The 20,969-nt window shown below is 60.9% G+C and carries 17 protein-coding genes and 3 tRNA genes; 10 read left to right on the top strand and 10 right to left on the bottom strand.

Features of this window, described 5'->3' with window-relative positions; genetic code table 11:
* Nucleotides 1-26: 26 nt before the first annotated feature.
* The 4 genes from E8Q41_RS13890 to E8Q41_RS13880 form a co-directional block, all read right to left on the bottom strand.
* A complete protein-coding gene (locus tag E8Q41_RS13890; protein ID WP_137156143.1) occupies nt 27-1,499 on the bottom strand; it encodes a deoxyribodipyrimidine photo-lyase in 1,473 nt (490 codons plus the stop codon).
* Nucleotides 1,500-1,621: 122 nt separating this feature from the next.
* Nucleotides 1,622-2,011: a BA14K family protein gene (locus E8Q41_RS13885; RefSeq protein ID WP_246660184.1), complete on the bottom strand. Its 390-nt coding sequence runs from the start codon at nt 2,009-2,011 to the stop codon at nt 1,622-1,624.
* 159 nt (nt 2,012-2,170) lie between these two features.
* The gene (locus tag E8Q41_RS25580; RefSeq protein ID WP_170976480.1) at nt 2,171-2,332 is read right to left on the bottom strand and encodes a hypothetical protein; all 162 of its coding nucleotides are present in this window, start codon (nt 2,330-2,332) and stop codon (nt 2,171-2,173) included.
* A 76-nt stretch (nt 2,333-2,408) separates the two neighbouring features.
* The gene (locus tag E8Q41_RS13880; protein ID WP_137156141.1) at nt 2,409-2,717 is read right to left on the bottom strand and encodes a hypothetical protein; all 309 of its coding nucleotides are present in this window, start codon (nt 2,715-2,717) and stop codon (nt 2,409-2,411) included.
* 151 nt (nt 2,718-2,868) lie between these two features.
* On the opposite strand from E8Q41_RS13880, the gene E8Q41_RS13875 reads away from it, so the two are divergent.
* A complete protein-coding gene (locus tag E8Q41_RS13875; RefSeq protein ID WP_137156140.1) occupies nt 2,869-3,165 on the top strand; it encodes a hypothetical protein in 297 nt (98 codons plus the stop codon).
* 7 nt (nt 3,166-3,172) lie between these two features.
* Here E8Q41_RS13875 and E8Q41_RS13870 read toward each other — a convergent pair.
* A tRNA-Cys gene (locus E8Q41_RS13870) sits at nt 3,173-3,246 on the bottom strand.
* A gap of 292 nt (nt 3,247-3,538) precedes the next feature.
* On the opposite strand from E8Q41_RS13870, the gene E8Q41_RS13865 reads away from it, so the two are divergent.
* The 8 genes from E8Q41_RS13865 to ilvD all read left to right on the top strand — a co-directional run bounded on the left by E8Q41_RS13865 (nt 3,539) and on the right by ilvD (nt 13,285).
* Nucleotides 3,539-3,613 (top strand) — tRNA-Asn (locus E8Q41_RS13865).
* Between the two features lie 45 nt (nt 3,614-3,658).
* Nucleotides 3,659-3,733: transfer RNA gene (locus tag E8Q41_RS13860), tRNA-Asn, on the top strand.
* Between the two features lie 174 nt (nt 3,734-3,907).
* Entirely contained in the window at nt 3,908-4,552 is a 645-nt protein-coding gene (locus E8Q41_RS13855) for a protein-L-isoaspartate O-methyltransferase (protein ID WP_137156139.1), read from the top strand.
* 236 nt (nt 4,553-4,788) lie between these two features.
* Nucleotides 4,789-6,192, top strand: a complete 1,404-nt coding sequence (locus E8Q41_RS13850; protein WP_137156138.1) for a TolC family outer membrane protein — start codon at nt 4,789-4,791, stop codon at nt 6,190-6,192.
* A gap of 164 nt (nt 6,193-6,356) precedes the next feature.
* Nucleotides 6,357-7,178 carry a DUF2497 domain-containing protein gene (locus tag E8Q41_RS13845; RefSeq protein WP_137156137.1) on the top strand — a complete coding sequence of 274 codons (822 nt, stop codon included), beginning with the start codon at nt 6,357-6,359 and terminating at the stop codon, nt 7,176-7,178.
* Nucleotides 7,179-7,301: 123 nt separating this feature from the next.
* Nucleotides 7,302-10,130 carry a valine--tRNA ligase gene (locus tag E8Q41_RS13840; protein ID WP_137156136.1) on the top strand — a complete coding sequence of 943 codons (2,829 nt, stop codon included), beginning with the start codon at nt 7,302-7,304 and terminating at the stop codon, nt 10,128-10,130.
* Between the two features lie 363 nt (nt 10,131-10,493).
* Nucleotides 10,494-11,288, top strand: coding sequence for an exopolysaccharide production regulator ExoR (gene exoR / locus E8Q41_RS13835; RefSeq protein WP_137156135.1), 795 nt, complete (start codon nt 10,494-10,496; stop codon nt 11,286-11,288).
* Nucleotides 11,289-11,443: 155 nt separating this feature from the next.
* Nucleotides 11,444-13,285, top strand: coding sequence for a dihydroxy-acid dehydratase (gene ilvD / locus E8Q41_RS13830; RefSeq protein WP_137156134.1), 1,842 nt, complete (start codon nt 11,444-11,446; stop codon nt 13,283-13,285).
* 66 nt (nt 13,286-13,351) lie between these two features.
* Here ilvD and E8Q41_RS13825 read toward each other — a convergent pair whose 3' ends face one another.
* The 5 genes from E8Q41_RS13825 to E8Q41_RS13805 form a co-directional block, all read right to left on the bottom strand.
* The gene (locus tag E8Q41_RS13825; protein ID WP_137156133.1) at nt 13,352-14,896 is read right to left on the bottom strand and encodes a M10 family metallopeptidase; all 1,545 of its coding nucleotides are present in this window, start codon (nt 14,894-14,896) and stop codon (nt 13,352-13,354) included.
* A 196-nt stretch (nt 14,897-15,092) separates the two neighbouring features.
* On the bottom strand, nt 15,093-15,866 hold the full coding sequence (locus E8Q41_RS13820) for an amino acid ABC transporter ATP-binding protein (RefSeq protein ID WP_137156132.1): 774 nt from the start codon (nt 15,864-15,866) through the stop codon (nt 15,093-15,095).
* Between the two features lie 13 nt (nt 15,867-15,879).
* Nucleotides 15,880-17,118 (bottom strand): amino acid ABC transporter permease, encoded by a 1,239-nt coding sequence (locus tag E8Q41_RS13815; protein ID WP_137156131.1) that lies wholly within the window; start codon nt 17,116-17,118, stop codon nt 15,880-15,882.
* Between the two features lies 1 nt (nt 17,119).
* Complete coding sequence (locus E8Q41_RS13810; RefSeq protein WP_137156130.1) at nt 17,120-18,313, bottom strand: amino acid ABC transporter permease; 1,194 nt, start codon at nt 18,311-18,313, stop codon at nt 17,120-17,122.
* A 96-nt stretch (nt 18,314-18,409) separates the two neighbouring features.
* Nucleotides 18,410-19,435, bottom strand: a complete 1,026-nt coding sequence (locus E8Q41_RS13805; RefSeq protein WP_137156129.1) for an amino acid ABC transporter substrate-binding protein — start codon at nt 19,433-19,435, stop codon at nt 18,410-18,412.
* Nucleotides 19,436-19,767: 332 nt separating this feature from the next.
* Here E8Q41_RS13805 and E8Q41_RS13800 point away from each other — a divergent pair, with 332 nt between their 5' ends.
* The gene (locus E8Q41_RS13800) at nt 19,768-20,952 is read left to right on the top strand and encodes a cystathionine beta-lyase (RefSeq protein ID WP_137156128.1); all 1,185 of its coding nucleotides are present in this window, start codon (nt 19,768-19,770) and stop codon (nt 20,950-20,952) included.
* Nucleotides 20,953-20,969 lie beyond the last annotated feature (17 nt).

The raw sequence follows: 20,969 nt of genomic DNA, 5'->3' as shown, positions 1-20,969 counted from the left end.
ATTTGTCGAGCCTAAACATCCGCTTCTCAGGCTTCGTCCCCGGCGTTCGAGCCGGAGATCTCCCCATAGGCCGCCAGCGCCGCCTTGCGCGCCCGATCGTGATCCACGATCGGCTTCGGATAGGTTTCGCCGAGCCTGACGCCCGCCTGCGACAGTACCTCGCGCGGCGCTTCCCATGGCTTGTGGATGTAACGGTCGGGCAGGCGGGCCAGTTCCGGGCAATAACGGCGCACATACGCGCCGTCGGGGTCGAAAGTTTCGCCCTGCTTGACCGGATTGAAAATCCGGAAGTAAGGCGCAGCGTCCGCCCCGCAACCCGCCACCCATTGCCAGCTTGCGGCGTTGCTGGCGAGATCGACATCGACGAGCGTGTCGCGGAACCAGGCTTCGCCTTCGGTCCAGTGTATCAACAGGTCCTTGATGAGGAAGGAGGCGGTGACCATGCGGACGCGATTGTGCATCCAGCCGGTGCTCCAGAGTTCGCGCATGCCGGCGTCGACGATCGGATAGCCCGTCATGCCGCGCGTCCACGACTTTAGCCCCTCGGGATTTTCAGCCCAGGGAAAGGCGTCGAATTTTCGATTGAGATTCCGGCTCGGCAGGTCCGGAACGTGAAACAGGAGATGCCAGGAAAATTCCCGCCAGGCGAGCTCCTTGCGAAAGTGAATGACGTCCTCGGCCGGAATGGCGTCGGTCAGCGTCTCTGTGGCGCGCCAGACCCGGTGGGGAGAGATTTCGCCGAAGGCGAGATGGGGAGACAATCGCGAGGTGGTCCTTTGCCCCGGAATGTCGCGGTTCTTCTTGTAGCCTTTGATGGCCTGGTCGAGAAACGTCTCAAGCGCGGCCTCTGCCCCGGCCTCGCCCGGCGTCCAGGCGTCGCGGAAGCCGCCGGCCCAATCCGGTTTTGTGGGCAAAAGGCTCCAGGCCGAAAGATCTTCGCTTTCCGGCGCGCCGGCGCAAGCAGGAATGCGGTCGGATGCGGGAATGGCGTCCGGCGGCGCATAATGCGCGTCGAATGCCCGCCAGAACGGAGAATAGACGGAAAACCGCTTCCCCTGTCCGGTCATCACCGCCATCGGGTCATGCAGCAGGAACCCACCAAAGCTTCTGGCGTCGAGACCTCGGGCTTTCAGATGTTTCTTGATGGCTGCGTCGATGTCGCGCGATGCGTGATCATAACGACGGTTCCAGAACACGGCCCTGGCGCCGGTCTCGTCAATGAGTCTGTCCAGAACAGTTTGCGTGGGGCCCGTGAGGAGCAGAACGTTGTTTCCTCTGTCTTTCACGGCCGCGCGCAACTTTTCCAGGGAATGATGTAGCCACCAGGCTTGCGCCGCGCCATGCGCGCCGGCATGCGTGTCTTCTGGATTGCGGATATAGACGCAGACAACCGGTCCACCGGCTTCCAACGCAGCGTTCAGCGCCAGATTGTCGTTGAGCCGCAGATCGCGGCGAAACCAGACGATCGATGGGCGCTGGTCCGAATTCTTATCTGTCACGTCGTCGCATCCCTGTTGCCTCAGCGACAATCTACGCGTGGTTTTCGTTGGAGGATCAATGAGAAGGACGAACAGTGGAACGAAAAAGGGGCCGATCGTCTCGGCCCCTCGCAGGGTATGGATCAGCCGCCATAAGGCGAGATGCACTGACGACGCGGACCGCTATAGGGTTGGAACGTGTTATCGTAAGCGCGATAGGACTGGTAATGATTGCGGCACCAACGGCGATGGGGATTTCCCGTGCGCACGCGCACCGTCGGCCCGGCGATGGCTCCGCCGATGATCGCACCGGCCGAAAAAGCGGCGAGGGGATACCAGAACCCATCGGAATGACGGCGATAGCCGTGACGGTGATGGCGGTAGCCGCGATGGCCGCGCCAGCTGTTGTGACGCTGGCGGATGATGCGGCGTCCCTGTTCGCGAACCTGAACCACCTCCGCGCCCGCTTCCGCCTGCGGACGGGGAAGCGGCATGGGCTGTGCGCTGGCGGGCATAATGCTGGTTACGGTCATGATAGCGCCAATTCCGATAGCAGCGGCTGACATTGAGAAACGAGCCATGATGTGCACCTCTTCGAAGTTTATCTTTCGACATAAGGCTCGACCGCCGGTAATTGTTCCGTGGCGAAGACGATTCACCAATGGTCCTTCGCCAACCCCCATGATCGGCTGTTATGCCGCCGCAATTCCTGTCCAGATGAGAATCGTGGCGTAGAGAGCGAACATCATCGCCGCGAAGGCCAGGAAGATTACGAGGAGTCCCTTGCCGAGGGCCATTCGCTTCTTATTATGGTCGGGACTGTCGGCGCGCGGCGCAAGCCGCGGGTTCGTCATCGGTTCTCATGACTGGTCTCCTTCGCCGACCCGACGCCTCGGCGCGACGAGCGTTCCAAAATGTGCGTGAGGGAACTCAGGCCGCGGAAGCGATGAGCCGTTTGCGCAAATGCTCGAGATCTTCGAGCGCCTTGCGACGGGCTTGGGTGAGATAGCTCGGCTCTTTGGTCTCGGTCCGAAAGGCGGCGGCATATTCGGCGAGCATGCGCAGCGCCTGATCGACGGCTGCGATGTCATCGATCAATTCAGGCGTCTGTTCGCTCTGTTGACCCATTTCGCCGAGAAGCGCCTGCGTCGTGGCGAGAAATTTCGGCGCGGATGCGGAATTCACGCGACGAATTCCGAATTCGATCTGGCCCAGATGCAAAGTGAAGCGGCTTTTCAACGGAAACCTCCCGTCGGCCCGTGATTCCGACGACAAGATCACTTTCGCAAGTGAATGTTAATATAAGCAAAACGGTCGGCAAGATATCGCCTCGCAACAGGGCGTCTTTCCTTTTTTCCGTTGAAGCGCCATGTTTCGACAAGGAGGCGACATGCGCGAAAAACTGATCGCCGTCAGACACAGGACACTCGGCGCGCTGCGCGATGCGGGCCTGCATCTGCATGCCTATTGCAACAATGACGGATGTCATTGGAGCGCGCCTCTCGACCTTTCGGCCATGATCGAAAAACTTGGCGAAGCGCAAAGCGCGCTGCCGCCCGATCTTGCGCCGCGACTGGTATGCAGTCGTTGCGGCGGCAAGGACGTCGCGGTGGTGCTGTCGGCTGCGGAGGCGTTGCCTGACGATGCCGCTCGGTATTTGCGCAGCAAAAACAACGATCAAATCTAGAAGATTTTGGAGGCCTCGCCCGGAATTGAACCGGGGTACAAGGATTTGCAGTCCTCTGCGTCACCACTCCGCCACGAGGCCTCTCGTGATGCGACGACCGATTTTGAGGGCGGACGCGCATGTGTCAGGGACGTTTGTTTCACCATCCCGGCGGTTGGCGGGCTTCTAACAGGAAGGTCTGCGCTCTGCAAGACGGATTTGGAAAAAGATGGGGGAGATTTTGCCGCCGTCACAATGGCCGGGCGACGGCGTCGAGTTCCTCAGTGGTTTGATGACTTGTCCTTGCGAAAAATAGGGAAATTCGAAAAAATCGCTTGGCAAAACGGAAAAGCGTTTGTATTACGCCGCCCAACGACGCGGAACACGCAGTTATTCCCTGGTAGCTCAGCGGTAGAGCATTCGACTGTTAATCGACAGGTCGCCGGTTCGAATCCGGCCCGGGGAGCCAACTTTGCATCAGCAGAGTGGAAGCTGTATAAGATGATCGCGTTGATCCTTGGTAGCTCAGCGGTAGAGCATTCGACTGTTAATCGACAGGTCGCCGGTTCGAATCCGGCCCGAGGAGCCATATTGGCGGCATTGGCCGCGTGAGAGCCGATCGCCCAGCGCGATCGGCTTTTTCTTTTGTTCTTCCCGTTCTTTTTTGCGTTGCGGCGCGCGCCCGCTTGAAAGCGCGACGCAGGCGGACTAATACCGCTCGCAGGCAAGCGGTTCTTAAAGCTTTACGATGGGGCCTGAGACAATGGATTACGCAGCGCAGCGCGCCAAAATGGTCGACAATCAGATTCGCACGACGGACGTGACGTCCCGCTCGGTGCTCGCGGCGTTCCTTGCGGTTCCGCGCGAAAAATTCACACCGGAACATCTCAAGGCGCTCTCCTATATCGACACCGATCTCAATGTCGGCGATGGCCGCTATGTGATGGAACCGTCGCCGCTCGCCAAGATGCTGCAGCTTCTCGATCTGCGCGCCGGCGAACGCGTCCTCGAAATCGGCGGCGCGAGCGGCTATTCGGCGGCGTTGATGGCGCATATCGGCGCGATCGTGACGACGGTGGAAGAATCGGTCGTTGTGGCCGAGTTCGCCAAGAGCGCGCTCGACGGCGTCGAGAATGTCACGCTTGTCACCGGCAAGCTTTCCGCCGGCTGTCCCTCCAAGGGGCCGTATGACGCGATTTTCGTCAATGGCGCGGTCGAGGAATTGCCGCAGGCGTTGTTCGACCAGCTCAAGGAAGGCGGCCGTCTGGTGGCTGTGATCGGCGAGGGGCTTTCATCGAGCGCGCGCATCTTCGTGCGTGAAAGCGGCGCGGTGTCGGAGCGCTTCGGATTCAACACATCGGTCAGGACGCTCGCGGGCTTTGAGAAAGCGCCGGAATTCGTGTTCTGAGACTTTTGGGTTCCTAGATCGTTTTCTGGGCGGCTTCGGCCGCCCTTTCTATTTTCACGGAACACTGAATTGTTGCCGCCTCGCAACGTGTCCACAGATTGAAGGGCGTAAAACTCTGTTAACCGGTTGCCGCGGCCCGCTTCAATCCGCATAGTGCGGCTCGCGAAGCATGCTTCGCGCGACGCTCCGGCGGACGGCACATGACGTGTCGCGGAAGGCGTCGGCAAGAAGGCGTCATGCGCAGGGTGGGTAAAGTGTCGAAAGTTAAAACAGCCTTGCTGGCGGCCATCATGGCGCCGGCAATCGTCGCCTTGTCAAGCGCGGCATGGGCCGACAGCATTTTCGACGCGATGGCCAAGGCTTATGAGAACAATCCCGATCTCAACGCGGCCCGCGCCGGGCTTCGCGCGACGGATGAAGGCGTGACGATCGCCAAGGCCGGCTGGCGGCCGCAGGTCTCTGGATTCGGTCAAATGACCAAGACCCGCTATAGCGGCGCGGATTTGAAGGAATCGACAAATTCACCGGATGTCTTGAGCAAATCGGTTGGGTTGACCATAACGCAGCAAGTTTTTGATGGGTTCCAGACTTTGAACCGCGTCAGAGCGGCTGAGTCCAATGTCTACTCTGAGCGTGCAAATTTGAAGGCCACGGAGATCCAGACGCTGCTTTCCGCAGCGCAATCCTACGCCAACATTGCTCGCGACCAGGAAATCGTCTCTATCCGCAAGCAAAATCTGGCGTTTTTGCGCGAGCAGGTGAATGCCGCCAAGTCGCGGCTTGAAGTGGGTGAAGGCACCAAAACCGATGTGAGCCTCGCCGAAGCCGAACTTGCACAGGCTGAAGGTTCTCTCGCAAATGCGGATTTTCAGCTGAAACAGAGCCGCGCAGTTTATGTGCAGATCGTGGGGGACGCGCCCAAAAGCGTTCGCCAGGCCAAGCCCCTGAGCAAGACCCTGCCAGAATCGATCGATGATGCTGTGGCGACGGGGTGGCGAGAGCATCCTGCTGTTGTGGCCGCCATGTATGCGATTGATTCCGCTGGATTCCAGGTAAAGACGGCCGAAGGAGCGCTTCTTCCTGGTGTCGTCGTTCAGGGCCAAGTCTCTGCAAATGACGGCCATACAGACTGGTCATCGCTGAACAACTATAATTCGTCATCGGTGACCGCGCGCATCAATGTGCCGATCTATCAGGGCGGCGCGGAATATGGCGAGATCCGCCAGGCCAAGGAACGTCTGGGCCAGCAGCAGATCCAACTCGATTCGGTCCGCCTTGAGGTGCAGCGCACCATCGTCGCGTCCATCGCGCAGTTCGACGCCGCCAAGGCGATGATCGAGGCCGGCAATGTGCAGCTGCAGGCGGCCCAGCAGGCGCTGGACGGCGTGCTCGAAGAGCGCAAGGTCGGTCAGGCCACCACACTCGACGTGCTCGACTACCAGGCTCGTGTGCTCAATGCGAAGGAAAGCCTGGCCAGCGCCAATCGCGACGCCGTGGTGGCGAGCTTCGGCGCGGTCGCCGCCATGGGTCATCTGACGATCGAGACGGTCGGGCTGAAGGTGGCGCGTTACGAACCGGAAGAACATTACAACAAGGTCAAGGACAAGTGGTTCGGCCTGCGCACCGTCGACGGGCGCTGATGAGCCGGGTGCGCCGGAGTTGAACGATTTTACCTCCGCAACAAATCTGTGCATGATCATAGTTGTTTGATTCGCGGCGGTTTTTTCGATCGCCGCCATGCCCTAATCTGATCGTCGCCGCGTGAGAGCGCGGAAAACATGCGGAAAGACAATCGAGGATGACCATGGCTCAGCCGAATGCAGCGCGCGAACCGTCGATGGACGAAATTCTGGCTTCCATCCGCCGGATCATCGAAAGCAACGAGCCGGCCACCGAAGCGCGGCTTGCGGCGCTGGGCGACCTCGATGGCTTCCAGAGCGAGGCGGCCAATGACGATATCGAGGATGTGCCGCTGACGGTCGACGGGTCCTTCGACGTCTATGAAAATTCAGCTGTCGCCCATGATCCCGCGCCGCCGACGATCGCCGCGCCGAGCGATTATCGCGCGCCGCAACTGGTGGCCGCCAATGAAGCTGCGCCGGTGAGACCCCAGGCGCCCGAAGCCAAATCCCTTTCGCTCGCCGATGTCGCCGCCCGCGTGCGGGCCGCTGCCGAACGGGGAGCGCCGCTGCGCGAAGCGCCGGCTCCGGTTCAGCCGCAGCCGGCTCCGGTTGCGGAAGCGCCCGTTTATGCGAGCCCCATCGCCGTGACGGCGGCCGAACCTGAGGAAGCCGAAACGCCCGCCATGGCCGCCCCGGTGATGGAGGAGGTCAAGCAGAGCGAGGCGGAAGCCCCTGCCGCAGACGCTGTCGAGGTCGAAAAGCAGGATGCGCCGATGGCGGCCATCGCTTCGCTGGTCTCCACGGTGACCGTCGAGAAAGTGGCGCGGTCGTTCCAGGATCTTCAGTCGGCTCTGGTCGAGGCCGAGCGCCGCTCGCTCGACGAGATCGCCGAGGAAATGCTCAAGCCCATGCTGCAGGAATGGCTCGACGACAATCTCCCGACGCTCGTAGAGCGGCTGGTGCGCGAGGAGATCGAACGGGTCGTGCGCGGCCCGCGCCGCTGATCCTTCCTTCCGCACCGAGACAGGGCCGCTCCACCTGGGGCGGCTTTTTGCGTTGTCGCGATTGACTTGCACGCGGCCTTGCCTTTACGGAAAACCGACATTCAGACCAGAAACGGTATCATCATGCTCGAAAAGACCTATGATTCGGCGTCCATCGAACCGAGGATCGCCAAGAAGTGGGAAGAGGCCGACGCCTTCGCGGCCGGCGCCAACGCCAAGCCGGGCGAAGATTCCTTCTGCATCGTGATCCCGCCGCCGAACGTGACCGGCTCGCTGCATATGGGCCATGCGCTCAACAACACGCTGCAGGACATCATGATCCGCTTCGAGCGGATGCGCGGCAAGGACGTGCTCTGGCAGCCGGGCATGGACCATGCCGGCATCGCCACCCAGATGGTGGTCGAGCGCCAGCTCGCCGAACGCAAGGAGCCCTCGCGCCGGGAAATGGGCCGCGACGCCTTCATCGACCGCGTCTGGCAGTGGAAGGGCGAGTCGGGCGGCATGATCTTCAACCAGTTGAAGCGCCTCGGCGCCTCCTGCGACTGGTCGCGCGAGCGCTTCACCATGGACGAGGGCCTGTCCGAGGCCGTTCTCGAAGTCTTCGTTCGTCTCTACAAGGAAGGCCTGATCTACAAGGACAAGCGCCTGGTCAACTGGGATCCCAAGCTCCTGACCGCGATCTCGGATCTCGAAGTTGAGCAGGTCGAGATCAAGGGCAATCTCTGGCATCTGCGTTATCCGCTCGAAGACGGGCTGACCTATGATCATCCGGTCGCTTTCGATGAAGAGGGCAAGCCGACGGAATGGGAGACGCGCAACTACCTCGTCGTCGCCACGACCCGGCCGGAAACCTATCTCGGCGACACCGGCGTCGCCGTTCATCCCTCGGATGTCCGCTATGCCGGCCTGACCGGCAAGAATGTCGTGCTGCCGGGCGTCGGCCGCCGCATTCCGATCGTCGGCGACGAATATCCCGATCCGGAAGCCGGCACAGGCGCCGTGAAAATGACGCCGGCGCATGATTTCAACGACTTCGAGGTCGGAAAGCGCGCCGGCCTGCGCATGATCAACATCATGACAACAGACGGCAAGATCACGCTCGCCGACAATGACGACTTCCTCGAAGACCTCAACCGCACCGACGCGCTGGCGCAGTTGATCGCGGAACTCGACGGCGTCGAGCGTTTCGCCGCCCGCAAGAAGATCGTCGAGATGTTCGAGGGCTGGGAACTGCTCGAGAAGATCGAGCCGCACACGCATATGGTGCCGCATGGCGACCGCGGCGGCGTGCCGATCGAGCCGCGGCTCACCGAGCAATGGTATGTCGACGCCGCGACGCTCGCCAAGCCGGCGATCGCCTCGGTGCGCGAAGGCCGCACGAAGTTCGTGCCGAAGAACTGGGAAAAGACCTATTTCGAATGGATGGAGAACATCCAGCCCTGGTGCGTGTCGCGCCAGCTGTGGTGGGGTCACCAGATCCCGGCCTGGTATGGTCCCGATGGCACTGTTTTCGTCGAAAAGACCGAGGAAGAGGCGCTGCACGCCGCCATCCAGTATTACATCGCCCATGAGGGCCCCTGGAAGGCCTGGGTCGAGGAAAAGCTCGAAGAGATGAAGCCGGGCGAGATTCTCACCCGCGACGAGGATGTGCTCGACACCTGGTTCTCCTCGGCGCTCTGGCCGTTCTCGACGCTGGGCTGGCCGGACAAGACGCCGCAGCTCGACCGCTATTACCAGACCGACGTGCTGGTGACCGGTTTCGACATCATCTTCTTCTGGGTCGCCCGCATGATGATGATGGGCCTGCACTTCATGAAGGACGAGGACGGCGCGCCGATCGAGCCGTTCCATACCGTCTATGTGCATGCGCTGGTTCGCGACAAGAACGGCCAGAAGATGTCGAAGTCCAAGGGCAACGTCATCGATCCGCTCAGCCTGATCGACGAATATGGCGCGGACGCGCTGCGCTTCACGCTCGCCATCATGGCGGCGCAGGGCCGCGACGTGAAACTCGATCCGGCGCGCATCGCCGGCTACCGCAATTTCGGCACCAAGCTCTGGAACGCCACGCGCTTCGCCGAGATGAACGGCGTCAGCCGCGACCCGTCTTTTGAGCCCGAAAAGGCGACGCTCAGCATCAACCGCTGGATCCTGACCGAACTCGCCAAGACGGTCGCCGACGTGACCAGCGGCGTCGAGCAATTCAAGTTCAACGAGGCGGCGGGCTCGCTCTATCGCTTCGTGTGGAATCAGTTCTGCGACTGGTATCTTGAGCTGCTGAAGCCGGTGTTTTCGGGCGAGGACGAAGCGGCCAAGAAGGAAGCGCAGGCCTGCGCGGCCTATGTGCTGGAAGAGACATACAAGCTCCTGCATCCCTTCATGCCCTTCATGACCGAAGAGCTGTGGGAGCATACCGCGAGCCGCGACAGCCTGCTCTGCCACGCCGCCTGGCCGGCGCCGACCTTCCGGGACGACACGGCGGCGGAAGAGATCAACTGGCTGGTCGACCTCGTCAGCGGCATCCGGTCGGCGCGTTCGGAAATGAATGTGCCGCCGGGCGCGACCGCGCCGCTGGTGATCGTGGGCGCCAATGCGCTGACCCGCGAGCGAGTGGAGCGCAACGAAGCGGCGATCAAGCGGCTGGCCCGCGTCGAAACCGTGTCCTTCGCCGATGAAGCGCCGAAGGCCTCGGCGCAGGTGGTCAGCGGCGAGGCGATCGCCTGCCTGCCGCTCGGCAGCCTGATCGATCTCGGCGCCGAAAAGGCTCGTCTCGAAAAGGCGCTCGCCAAGACTCAAGGCGAAATCGATCGCATCGTCTCAAAGCTGTCGAACGAGAAATTCGTGGCCAACGCCAAGCCGGAACTGGTCGAGGCGGAACGCGAGAAACTGGCCGAACTCGAACAGCAGAAGGCGAGTCTGCTGGCGGCCCTGACGCGGATCTCCGACGCTTGAGGTTCTCAGCCAAAACCTGATGTAACGCGCCGCCCTCCGGAAGGTTCCTGAGGGCGGCGTTTCTTTTTCGGGGATCTCATTTTGTGACGATTTAGCAACACTTTTTTCGTTATTCTTGCCGTCGCCCGGGAGGTCTGGAAAGCTCGTCCATTTCCTGCCACAAAACGGGCGCTACGAATATCGCCAGTCAAGCGCGGGTGAAGATATTCGCGCAATAGGGTCGGAATGAACACGTACGCAGTCGATATCAACTCGGGATGGCTGAAGACGGTTGGCGGCAAGAGCCGGCAATGTCTGGGCCTGCGTCAGGCGTTCAACCTCCGGCGGGTAAACGCAGTCCTTTCAGGGACAACCGAGTAAGATATGCAGCGCTACGCATTTTCAGGCTTTAAGGGAATGATGCTCGGGACGGCGCTGGCGCTGTCTTCGGGAAGTTTCGCGTGGGCGCTCGACCCCAACGCCGCGGTGTCGCCCGAGTCGGGCCCGTTCGACCTGTTCAAATTCGGCTTCAAGTCCTATCAGCAGGGCAACAAGCAGGATGCGGTGGAAGCCTATCGCTACGCCGCCGAGAAGGGTCATACCGGTTCGCGCTGGGCGCTGGCGACGATGTATGCCGATGGCGACGGCGTCACTAAAAACGATTTCGAAGCCTTCAAGATGTATTCGGAAATCGCCTCGCAAGGCGTGGAGCCCGGGTCGAACGACACCGGCTTCTTCGTCAACGCGCTGATGGCGCTCGCCGAATATTACCAACGCGGCATTCCCAAGAGCCCGATCCGTCCGGATCTCAGCCAGGCGCGCCAGCTCTATTTCCAGGCGGCGTCCGCCTTCGGCGACACCGAAGCGCAGTTCCGTCTCGCCAAGATGCTGCTGACGGGCGAGGGCGGCGAGCCCAATATTCGCCAGGCCAAGAAGTGGCTCAACCGCGCCCGCAAGGAAGGCCATGTCGGCGCCATGGGCGTGTTCGGCAATGTGCTCTTCCAGGAAGGGCAGACCGTGCGCGGGCTCGCCTATATGACGGCGGCGCTCGACACCTGCAAGCCGAGCGATCGCGACTGGCTGCAGGCGATGCAGGAGCAGGCCTTCTCGCTGGTGAACGAGAAAGACCGCCGCAAGGCGATCGAACTCTCCGCCTCCATCGGCAGATCCACCGAGTAAGCGCAAGATTTCCGATCACGGCAATTTGCCCTGAAGGCGTACCGCTTCCGCTTGGATCGGTAGTGACTTGCATTTAGAATTGATCTACCAAACGGCCCAGACGACCGGATCGGCCCGCCTGTCAACGGCGCGCCGTCGCAATCGAGGATTTTTCCATGCCCGTTTATCGTTCGAGAACAACCACCCACGGCCGCAATATGGCGGGCGCGCGCGGCCTCTGGCGCGCCACCGGGATGAAGGACGGCGATTTCGGCAAGCCGATCATCGCCGTGGTGAATTCCTTCACCCAGTTCGTGCCCGGCCATGTGCATCTCAAGGATCTCGGCCAGCTCGTGGCTCGCGAGATCGAGGCCGCCGGCGGCGTCGCCAAGGAATTCAACACGATCGCCGTCGACGACGGCATCGCCATGGGCCATGACGGCATGCTTTATTCGCTGCCGTCGCGCGAACTGATCGCCGACAGCGTCGAATATATGGTTAACGCCCATTGCGCCGACGCCATGGTCTGCATCTCCAACTGCGACAAGATCACGCCCGGCATGCTGATGGCGGCGCTTCGGCTCAACATCCCGGCCGTCTTCGTGTCCGGCGGTCCGATGGAAGCCGGCAAGGTGGTGCTGCACGGCAAGAAGCATGCGCTCGACCTGGTCGACGCCATGGTGGCGGCGGCCGACGACAGCGTCTCGGACGAGGACGTCAAGGCGATCGAGCAGAACGCCTGCCCGACCTGCGGCTCCTGCTCGGGCATGTTCACCGCCAATTCGATGAACTGTCTGACGGAGGCGCTCGGCCTGTCGCTGCCCGGCAACGGCTCGACGCTCGCCACCCATTCCGACCGCAAGCGCCTGTTCGTCGAGGCCGGCCATCTGGTGGTCGACATCGCCCGCCGTTACTACGAACAGAATGACGAAAGCGTGCTGCCGCGCAACGTTGCCTCCAAGCAGGCCTTCGAGAACGCCATGGCGCTCGACATCGCCATGGGCGGTTCGACAAACACCGTGCTGCACATTCTCGCCGCCGCCCATGAAGGCAATGTCGACTTCACCATGGACGACATCGACCGTCTGTCGCGCAAGGTGCCGTGCCTGTCCAAGGTCGCGCCGGCCAAGAACGACGTGCATATGGAAGACGTCCACCGCGCCGGCGGCATCATGTCGATCCTCGGCGAACTCGACAAGGGCGGTCTGATCAACCGCGATTGCCCGACCGTGCATGCCGCCACGATCGGCGATGCGCTCGACCGTTGGGACATCACCCGCACCAACAGCGAAAGCGTGCGTGAATTCTTCCGCGCCGCCCCCGGCGGCGTGCCGACCCAGACCGCCTTCAGCCAGTCGGCCCGTTGGGAAGACCTGGACATGGACCGCGAAAATGGCGTCATCCGCTCGGTCGAACATCCATTCTCCAAGGATGGCGGTCTCGCCGTGCTCAAGGGCAATCTGGCGCTGGACGGCTGCATCGTGAAGACGGCGGGCGTCGACGAATCGATCCTGAAATTCTCCGGTCCGGCCAAGGTCTATGAAAGCCAGGATGCGGCGGTGAAGGCGATCCTCTCCAACGAGGTGAAGGCCGGCGACGTCGTGGTGATCCGCTATGAAGGCCCCAAGGGCGGTCCGGGCATGCAGGAAATGCTCTATCCGACCAGCTATCTGAAGTCGAAGGGGCTGGGCAAGGCCTGCGCGCTGATCACCGACGGCCGCTTCTCCGGCGGCACATCGGGCCTGTCGATCGGGCACGCGTCTCCGGAAGCGGCCAATGGCGGCACGATCGGTCTGGTGCGGGAAGGCGACATGATCGACATCGACATCCCCAACCGCACGATCGAACTGCGTGTTTCCGAAGACGTGCTGGCCACGCGCCGCGCGGAGCAGGACGCCAAGGGCTGGAAGCCGGAACATCCGCGCAAGCGCAATGTGACGACGGCGCTCAAGGCTTACGCGGCCTTCGCCACCAGCGCCGACAAGGGCGCCGTGCGCGATCTCGGCCAGTTCGGCTGATCGAGCCGGAATTCAGACAACAAAAGGCGCGCGATCCGCAAGGGTCGCGCGCCTTTCTCATTCGGGTCAGGCGACGAGCAGGAAGTCCGACGTATCGATGACGGCAAGCTTGATATTGGCAAGCGTGACGGTCTGATCGGTGTCGAAGGTCAGCACCACATTGGCCCCGACCTGCTTGGCGAGCGAAACGACCTGGGACGTCGAATTATAGGCGAAGCCATCGAGCTCCAGCTTGTCGAAGCCGTTCTGGAAATCGGTGATTCTGTCGAGGCCGTCATTGTCCTCGAAGACGAAAGTGTCGGCATCGGTTCCGCCCGTCAACGTGTCGGCGTCGGCGCCGCCGTCGATGCGGTCCGCACCCGTTCCGCCATTGATGACATCGATGCCGACGCCGGACGAGATCGTGTCATTGCCGGTTCCGCCGACGAGATTGTCCTTGCCGCCATCGGCAGAGATCGTGTCATTGCCTGCGCCGCCATCGGCGCGGTTGTTCCCGTCGCCAACATAAAGAATGTCGTCGCCATTGCCGCCGAGCAACTGGTCGTCGCCGGTCAGGCCATAGAGCGTATCGGCGCCGTCATTGCCGGTCAGGACGTTCTTGGCTTCGTTGCCATAAATCGTGTCCGCGCCGGAGCCGCCGATGGCGTTTTCGATGAGCGAGGCGGTATTGTTGTTATACATCAGCGCGTTGTAGATGTTGCCGCTGGCGTAGTGGCCACTGCCGAGATTGGCGAGCTGCGACGAATTGAAGGTCGAATGGCCGCCGGCGCGCAGATCGATCGACAGATTGGTCGTGAAGGCCTTGAGGTCATAGGTGTCCGTGCCGCCGCCGTCCCAGATGGTGGCGAAGATCACCGACCCTCCGGCATCGACGCCGACCTTGCCGTTGACATAGGTGTCGCCGTCGGCGGCGGACCATTTGTAGGTCGTGTTGGTCTTGTTGGTGGTGTAATCGGCGCCATACATTTTCTGCAGCGCGGCGATGTCGGCCATCATATAGGTCTGCGGCGCGGACCATTGCGAATAGGTGTAGCCGCTCGTATCGCCGCCCGTATAGGTGCGGTAGGTCATCACGCTGTATTCGAGCGAATCGTAGTCGGCGGGCAGGGCGGCGAAATTGCCTTCCGATTCATGGCCGTGTTTCAGGCCCAGCGCATGGCCGATTTCGTGCAGCACGGTGTGCCAGGCGTAGTTTCCGGCCTGGGCGTTTGTGTAGTCGTAATTGCGGCCGAACCACATGTCGCCGGCCTGGGCGTAATTGCCCGGCATATAGGCGTACGCGGTCGAGGGCGCATTGGATTGGGCGAAACGCAGTGTGGCGGATGAGGCTGCCCCTGCGGAGAAGGTCGCGTTGGTGAAGCCTTCGATCGAGAACCCGTCATTGGCTGCCGTCCCAAACGACAGTTCGACCGCGAACAGCGCAGCGTTCTTCTGTTGCGTCGTCGCCGCCGCGAAATTCTGACTGGACTCGCTGGTGTAGCTGTAGTCGGAGGCCAGGGTTGGGAAGGCGTAGGTGATGGTTCCGCTCCAAGCGTAACCATAGAGCACGCCGTCGATCATCGAATTGCCCGTGGCGGATACCGCCGAAATCGTCTTTGCTGTCCCTGTCATGTTTCTTATCCCCTATGACGACGCTGGTCCGCCGTGACGTTTTAGGAGAATGACAGAAGGTATTTTCGATGCGGCTAAGATATGCGGTTAAAAAAACGCCGCCATTCCGGCGAAAATTTTAGTTTTCCGTCCCGGAGACAGTTGAAAGCAAAAGAGCCGGCTGAACGCCGGCTCTCCGTGCTGATTGTCGGTGGTCTCAGTGCAGGATCTGGCTGAGGAACAGCTTGGTGCGCTCATGCTGGGGATTGTCGAAGAAGGCGCCAGGCTCGTTCTGTTCGACGATCTGGCCCTGGTCCATGAAGATCACCCGATTGGCGACCTGGCGGGCGAAGCCCATTTCATGGGTGACGCAGAGCATGGTCATCCCCTCTTCGGCGAGGCCGACCATGGTGTCGAGCACTTCCTTGACCATTTCCGGATCGAGCGCCGAGGTCGGCTCGTCGAACAGCATGATCTTGGGCTTCATGCACAGCGCCCGCGCAATGGCGACGCGCTGCTGCTGGCCGCCCGAAAGCTGGCCCGGATATTTATGGGCCTGATCGGGGATCTTGACGCGGGTGAGGAAATGCATGGCGATTTCCTCGGCCTGCTTCTTGGGCATTTTGCGAACCCAGATCGGCGCGAGCGTGCAATTTTCCAGGATCGTCAGATGCGGGAACAGGTTGAAGTGCTGGAACACCATGCCGACTTCGCGGCGCACTTCGTCGATGCGCTTGAGGTCGTTGGTCAGTTCGATGCCGTCGACGATGATCGAACCCTTCTGGTGTTCTTCCAGCCGGTTGATGCAGCGGATCATCGTGGATTTGCCGGAGCCGGAGGGGCCGGCGATGACGATGCGCTCGCCCTTCATGACCTTGAGATTGATGTCGCGGAGGACGTGGAATTCGCCATACCACTTGTTCATGCCGATCAGTTCGACGGCGACATCGGTCGAGGAGACATTCAGTTTCTGTGCGGCGTCAGTTGCCATGGTGTTTTCCCCTTTATCTCTTGTGCCCGGTGTCGAGACGACGCTCGATGAAGCCGGAATAGCGCGACATGCCGAAGCAGAACAGCCAGAACACGAAGCCCGCAAAAATCAGACCTGTGAGCGGTGTGACCGGCGTCAGCCAGGTCGTGTCGCCGAAGCTGTTCTTCACCACGCCGAGCAGATCGAACATGTTGATGATCGACACCAGCGACGTGTCCTTGAACATGCCGATGAAGGTGTTGACGATGCCGGGAATGACCAGCTTGATCGCCTGCGGCATGATGATGAAGGTAATCTTCTGGAAGTAATTGAGCCCCAGAGAATCCGCGCCTTCGTACTGGCCCTTCGGAATGGCCTGCAGACCGCCGCGGATGACTTCGGCCATATAGGCCGAGGCGAAGATCGACACGCCGATCAGGGCGCGCATGAACTTGTCCATCGGCGTATCGCCCGGCTCGAGGAACAGCGGCAGAAGAACGCTGGCCATGAACAGAACAGTGATCAGCGGCACGCCACGGATCAGTTCGATGAAGGCGATGCAGAAGCCCTTGACGATGGGCATGGTCGACCGACGGCCAAGCGCCAGGAGAATGCCCACCGGCAGCGAAACGACGATGCCGACGAAGGACAGGATCAGCGTGACCATCAAGCCGCCCCAGCGGGCCGTTTCGACGTGGGTCAGACTGAATGAGAATATCGGCAGATCCACATAAACCGGGATGCTGAAGAAGTAGAGTGGGATCTCGAAGTCGATGTAGATGAACCGATAAAGCCCACCCAGCAACAACACATAAGCGACGATCGGCAGCACCACCAGGAGAGCGATGGCGTTCCACCCCTTGAACGGCGCCTTGGGGATCAGGAACGGAACCAGCAGGCCCACAAACAGGATCGCCACAAGGATCGGCCGCCACAAAAGGTCGCGCGGATAGGATCCGACCATGAACTGCGTGAAGTAATTGCCGACATAGGCCCAGCAGGCGCCGGACCAGCCTTCGGGCTGAATGCCGCCCTGGGCGGGCGTGGCGCAGACGGTGCGGTCCGAACCGGTCCACACCGCCTTGATCACCAGCCAGTCGACCGCATGATAGAGAAACCAGACGATGAGCGCGGTGAAGGCCACGGTCAGAATGGAATCCAGAGGCGTCGCAAACAGATTGCGGCGCACCCAGCTCGCCGACGTGGCGTCGCCCATCGGCGGCTTTTCCGGCGTCAAGAAATTGTCGCGGACGTAAGCGTAGTTGTTTGCCATGTCAGCGCTCCACCAATGCCATTTTCGCGTTGAACCAGTTCATGAACAACGAGGTGATCAGACTGATCGACACATACATCACCATCCAGATGGCGATAATTTCGATCGAACGGCCCGACTGGTTCAGGATTGTTCCGCCGACCGCCACGAGATCGGCGTAACCGACAGCGATGGCGAGCGAAGAGTTCTTGGTCAGGTTGAGATATTGCGAGGTGAGCGGCGGAATGATGATCCGGAGCGCCTGCGGCAGAACCACGAGTCTCGTCGTCAGGCCATGACGAATGCCGAGCGCATGGGCCGCCTCGCTTTGTCCCTTGGCCACGCCGCGAATGCCGGAGCGGACGATTTCGGCGATGAAGGAGGCCGTGTAGAAGGACAGCGCGAGATAGAGCGACAGGAATTCCGGTCCGACGACCATGCCGCCGTTCAGATTGAACTTGCCGAGCACGGGCGTGTCGAAGCTCAGGGGCGCACCAAGCGCCAGGAATGTGAGCAGGGGCAGGCCGATCACCAGGGCCAGACCGATGGTGATGGTGGGATATTGCTTGCCCGTGGCCATCTGCTTGCTTTTGGCCCAGCGGCTGAAGCCGATGGCCAGCGCAATGCCGATTACGAGCGCGATCACGATCAGGCTCGAACCATCCCCGAACATCGGCGCCGGCATGAAGACGCCGCGATTGTTCAGATAGACGGAGAACGGCAGTTCGAGCGACTCCTTCACGCCCGGCAGAATGTCGAGGACGAGCTTGTACCAGAAGAAGATGACCAGAAGCGGCGGAATATTGCGGAAAAACTCGACATAAACCGTGCAGAGACGAGCGATCAGCCAATTCTGCGACAGACGGCCAACGCCGACCAGAAGGCCGATGATCGTTGCCGTAATTATGCCGAAAAAGGCGATGACAAGCGTGTTCACCAGACCGACGACGAGTGCGCGGAAATAGGTCGAGTCGCTCGAATAGGCGATCAGGCTCTGGCCGATATCGAAGCCGGCGCGGTTGCCGAGGAAGTCGAAGCCCGCCGTCATATTGGCGCGAGCGAGGTTTTCAGCCGCATTGGTTACGGCGGTGTAGATGAAGGCGACGACGACAATGATCGTTACGGCCTGGTAGAAATAACCGCGGATTTCCGGGTTGTAGAGAAGCGATTGCGACGGACTATCGTCCCCGACGCGCTTTGCGGCGTCTGCTGCCATGCATTTTCCCCGTTTTTCGCCGCTCTCTTAGGAGAGCTTATTCAAATATGTTCTAGGCGAAATCGGGAGGCGGTTTTGCCGCCTCCCGGAATAGAATTAGCGGATCGGCGGTGCGTATTGCAGGCCGCCCTTCGACCACAGGGCGTTCAGGCCGCGGGCGATCTTCAGGTTGGAGCCCTGACCGACATTGCGCTCAAAGGATTCGCCGTAATTGCCGACGGCCTTGATCACGTTGTAGGCCCACTTTTCGTCGAGACCGAGATCCTTGCCGATCGTCTGGTCCTTCTCTTCGCCGAGGAAGCGCTTGATGTCCGGATTGGTGGACTTGGTCATCTCGTCGAGATTGGCCTGGGTGATGCCGAATTCTTCGGCGGTGACCATGGCGTAGTGAACGTAGGAGACGACGTCGAACCACTTGGAGTCGTTCTGGCGAACGGCCGGGCCGAGCGGCTCCTTGGAGATGATTTCCGGAAGGATCACGTGGTCAGCCGGGTTGGCGAGCGACAGGCGGATCGAATAGAGGCCCGACTGGTCGGTGGTGTAGACGTCGCAACGACCGGCATTGTAGGCGGCGTCGACTTCTTCCTGCTTTTCAAACACGACCGGCTTGTATTCCAGCTTGTTGGCGCGGAAATAGTCGGCGAGGTTGAGTTCGGTGGTGGTGCCGGACTGCACGCAGACGGCCGCGCCGGAGAGTTCGAGGGCGCTCTTCACGCCGATATCCTTGCGGACCATGAAGCCCTGGCCGTCATAGTAGTTCACGGCGCGGAAATCGAAGCCCAACTGCGAATCGCGGCTGGCGGTCCAGGTGGTGTTGCGAGCCAGAATGTCGATTTCGCCGGACTGCAGTGCCGGGAAGCGATCCTTGGCGGACAGTGCGGTGAACTTCACCTTGGTGGCGTCGCCGAACACGGCGGCGGCGATGCCGCGGCAATAATCAATGTCGAAGCCGGTGAAATTGCCGTTCGCATCCTGAGAGCCGAAGCCGGCCAAGTTGGCGTTGACGCCGCACTGGACGAAGCCCTTGGCTTTGACGTCATCGAGCGTGCCGGCCTGAGAGGCGGCTGCGCCGAGCGCCACGATCGCTGCTCCAAGCACGCCGGTCAAAAGCTGTTTCGTCATGTTTTAGTACCTTCTTGTTTGTTGTTTCCCCGCCGTTTCTCGCCAATGCGAAAACGGTCGTCCAGCCGTTTCCCTTTCCGGTGGACGTCGCTCTAAGACAATCGCAAACGCTGCGTTAGTCAAGTGTTGCCGAGGTTTTTGCGTATATTTGTGCCAGAACTTCGATGTTTCCGGAAAAATGTGCAGTTCTGCACCTAAAAAAGAGGCCGAAAGGCGAATTTTTTTGCGTTTTCGATGCCGGAAGAGATTAAGCCGCGAAAAGACGAGGCGTCGCGCTTGACCAAAAAGCCCGGCCTGTGGAAATCCAGCCTCGACAGTGATGGAGAAAGAGCATGGTCAAGGACGTCGCCGGGGGTGAAATGGGCATCAATACGCGGCTTGCGCATCAGGGTTACAGCCCGCGCGACTATCACGGTTTCGTGAACCCGCCTGTCGTGCATGCATCGACCGTACTGTTTCCCGATGCCCGCACGCTGGAGACAAGCGGTCAGCCCTACACCTACGGAACACATGGCACGCCGACAACCGACGCGCTCTGTGCTGCGATCAACGAACTCGAGGGATCGGCGGGCACGATCCTTCTGTCATCGGGGCTCGCTTCCATCACCGTGCCGTTTCTCGCCGTGCTGCGGCCGGGCGATCATATCCTGGTGGTGGATTCCGTCTATTTTCCGACCCGGCGCTTCTGCGGAACCGTGCTCGCGCGCATGGGAGTCGAGACGGAATATTACGATCCCGAGATCGGCGCCGGGATCTCCAGCCTGATCCGACCCAATACGCGGCTCGTGCATCTCGAAGCGCCGGGCTCCAACACATTCGAAATGCAGGATGTACGCGTGATTGCAGACGCTGCGCATGCGGCTGGCGCGATCGTGTCGATGGACAACACCTGGGCGACGCCGCTTTATTTCAAGCCGCTCGATTTCGGCGTCGACATTTCCATTCACGCCGCCACCAAATACCCTTCGGGACATTCCGACGTGCTGATGGGCACTGTGTCCGCCAATGAGAAACTGTGGCCGGCGATCGACGAGATGAACCTGGTGATGGGCCTCTGCGTCAGCGGTGACGACGCCTATCAGATTCTGCGTGGCCTGAGAACGATGGGGGTGCGGCTGGAGCGTCATCAGGAGAGCGCTCTGAACGTCGCGCAATGGCTGGAAGGCCGCGACGACGTCGCCTCCGTGCTGCATCCGGCTCTGCCGAGTTTTCCGGGGCATGACGTCTGGAAGCGAGACTTCAAGGGGGCGTCCGGCGTCTTCTCCTTCGTGTTGAAGTCCGAGCCGGAAAAGGCCAAGGCCCGCGCGCATGCCTTTCTCGATCGCCTGAAACTGTTCGGCCTCGGTTATTCCTGGGGCGGCTACGAAAGCCTTGCCGTGCCGGTCAATCTCGGCGACCGCAAAATCCGCAAGGCGCCGGAGGGCGGCGCGCTCATTCGGTTGCAGATCGGCCTCGAAGATGTCGCCGATCTCCAGCGCGACCTGGAAACAGGCTTCCGCGCCGCGGCGGAACTCTGAAGGAAAGGAGCCGGGCG

The sequence above is a fragment of the Rhizobium sp. FKL33 genome (assembly GCF_005222915.1).
GTDB lineage: Bacteria > Pseudomonadota > Alphaproteobacteria > Rhizobiales > Rhizobiaceae > Rhizobium_E.
This window is presented reverse-complemented; position numbering and strand designations above follow the sequence as displayed.